The 2,435-nt window shown below is 45.1% G+C and carries 5 protein-coding genes; 4 read left to right on the forward strand and 1 reads right to left on the reverse strand.

Annotated elements, in window-relative coordinates:
* On the forward strand, positions 1-859 hold an 859-nt coding region (locus B4K20_RS08905), incomplete at its 5' end, for a substrate-binding domain-containing protein (RefSeq protein ID WP_289282626.1).
* On the opposite strand, the gene moaC is transcribed toward B4K20_RS08905, so the two are convergent.
* On the reverse strand, positions 856-1,332 hold the full coding sequence (gene moaC / locus B4K20_RS08910; RefSeq protein WP_286303745.1) for a cyclic pyranopterin monophosphate synthase MoaC: 477 nt from the start codon (positions 1,330-1,332) through the stop codon (positions 856-858). The two genes, B4K20_RS08905 and moaC, sit on opposite strands and share 4 nt — an antisense overlap.
* A 48-nt stretch (positions 1,333-1,380) precedes the next feature.
* On the opposite strand from moaC, the gene moaD reads away from it, so the two are divergent.
* The 3 genes from moaD to B4K20_RS08925 form a co-directional block, all read left to right on the forward strand.
* Positions 1,381-1,608, forward strand: a complete 228-nt coding sequence (moaD, locus tag B4K20_RS08915; protein ID WP_286303744.1) for a molybdopterin converting factor subunit 1 — start codon at positions 1,381-1,383, stop codon at positions 1,606-1,608.
* 1 nt (position 1,609) lies between these two features.
* A complete protein-coding gene (locus B4K20_RS08920; protein WP_289282627.1) occupies positions 1,610-2,047 on the forward strand; it encodes a molybdenum cofactor biosynthesis protein MoaE in 438 nt (145 codons plus the stop codon).
* A 15-nt stretch (positions 2,048-2,062) separates the two neighbouring features.
* On the forward strand, positions 2,063-2,435 hold a 373-nt coding region (locus tag B4K20_RS08925), incomplete at its 3' end, for an MAPEG family protein (RefSeq protein WP_289282628.1).

The raw sequence follows: 2,435 nt of genomic DNA on the forward strand, positions 1-2,435 counted from the left end.
GGGCCGGGGGGCTCGGTTAGCGGTTGTCGGGGAGAAACTGATGCATGCGAACCGACACCTCAGTGCCTCTTTTTCTCCTGAACTGGATAACTTCTCTACAGAACTAAAACGAGAATTTGAAGCCATCCTCGATCATAGTCCACGTGATACGTTTAAGATTTTTACCAGTCATGGCTTAGCTGTAGGGGCTCTTAAAGAATTAATTGATCAGCAATCTGATTTTTTATTGGATTTACATTTTCATGGCAGTCAGGAAAGTCTGAAAGCACTCAAAGCCGGTGATTGTCACATTGCCGGCTTTCACCTCCCTATCGGTGAATTGAAACGTCATTTGATGATCGACTACCTCAAACTTTTGGATGAAAAACAGCATCAGTTAATCTATGTTGTCAGACGAAACCAAGGCTTGATGGTGTCTCGTGATAACCCAAAACAGATTGATGATATCCGCTCTCTAACAATGGATGGTGTCACTTTTATTAACCGTCAAATGGGGTCTGCTACTCGAACCTTGTTTGATCAACTGCTTGCCGCTCATCATATCTCCAGTGATGAGATTAAAGGTTACTCGCATGAAGAGTTTACGCACATGGCCGTTGCAGCCATGGTTGCCAGTGGTGCAGCAGATATCGGTTTCGGTATCGCTCCCATTGCCGACAAGTTTAATCTGGAATTCATTCCTTTGGTATGGGAACACTACTGCTTGGTCGTACCGCAGTTATTAGTGGATGACCCTCGGGTTCAAGCCATTATCAGCTTATTAAAAAGTGATGCTTTTCATCGAAAAGTCAGAGACTTCAAAGGCTACGATACCGCACGCTCAGGTGAGCTTGTTAGTTTTGACGAAATATTTACCTAAAGACGTTGCCAATGACCGCTTTTACCACCTGATTTTTCCAGCAAACCAATGTCGGTCATGATCATACCTTTATCCACTGCTTTACACATATCATAAATCGTCAACAAGGCGATCTGAACTGCAGTAAGAGCTTCCATTTCGACGCCAGTCTGACCACTGGTCCCGACCGTTGCCCGGCAGTGAATGGATGCATTTTTATTATCTAGCTCAAATTCTACTGAAACCTTTGTTAAAGCCAGAGGATGACACAACGGTACGAGATCAGCTGTTTTTTTCGCCGCCATAATCCCGGCAATGCGAGCAATCCCCAAAACATCGCCTTTTTTATGTCCGCCTTGCTCCACTAATTTAAATGTGTCAGGCAGCATCAAAATCTTCCCCTCTGCGATGGCAAGCCGCTCTGTGGTTGCTTTTCCACCAACATCAACCATATGAGCTTCACCAGCTTGATTAAAATGGGTCAAATCTGACATCGCAAATGTTATCCTCTAGCTTTAAATTTAGCTGAAACGATCAACCAGATGAGTATTCAAGTCAAATTTTTTGCCAGCCTTCGTGAAAAGCTAGGTCAATCTGATATAGAACTTGCTGCCGCCAGCACAGCTCTGGATGCCTGGAATCAAGCGACTCAAAATAAACCCGTACCAGATAATCTGCTTGTCGCCATCAACTTGGATTATGCCAAGCTGGACACACCCGTCCAAGACGGTGATGAAGTGGCGTTTTTCCCACCGGTGACCGGAGGTTAATATGTCTAGCTGGGTGAGTGAACAGTGCATTGAGCCTTGGGAAATCATAGCCAAGCAACAACGTGCTCAGGACATAGCAGGTCAATTTGGCGCCACGGCCAGTTTTGTCGGTACGATGCGTGACTTTAGTGATCGTCCGGATATTACCAAGATGCTGCTCGAACACTATCCGGCGATGACTGCACGTTACCTGCAAAAACTGGAAGACAAAGCAAAAGATCAATGGCCATTATTGGACTGCCTGATCGTACACCGTGTGGGCGAAGTGCTGCCCGGCGATGCCATTGTCGTTATTGCCTGCTGGTCAGCCCATCGCCGTGCCGCACTCGATGCCTGTGACTGGTTAATTGAAGAATTAAAGTACAAGGCACCATTTTGGAAAAAAGAATTCACCGAACAAGGTCAACACTGGGTAAGCGGTAATACCGACGGACATTAAACGAGGATAGTCATTATGATTACAGCTCTGTATGCCAGCCTCTGCGCCTTATTTATCGTCAAGTTATCACTGGGTGTTATTGCTGTGCGCCGACAACATAAAATCGGATTGGGTGATGGTGGCAATGAAGAATTACAGTTAGCCATCCGAGCACAAGGTAATGCCACTGAATACATTCCTATCACCTTGATTCTGATGTTTCTTCTTGAAAACATCATTGTATACAACTGGATGATTCATCTCGCTGGTATCACCCTGCTCACGGGTAGGCTCATCCATGCCATAGGTATCAAAAACCATGATCTGAAAAAGCGTGTTCTCGGCATGAAAATCACGCTTTATCTGATTATAGCTTTGTCGATATTAAATATCGTTTATTTTGCGTTAG

This window comes from Methylophaga sp. UBA5088, from assembly GCF_002414625.1.
GTDB classification, from domain to species: domain Bacteria; phylum Pseudomonadota; class Gammaproteobacteria; order Nitrosococcales; family Methylophagaceae; genus Methylophaga; species Methylophaga marina.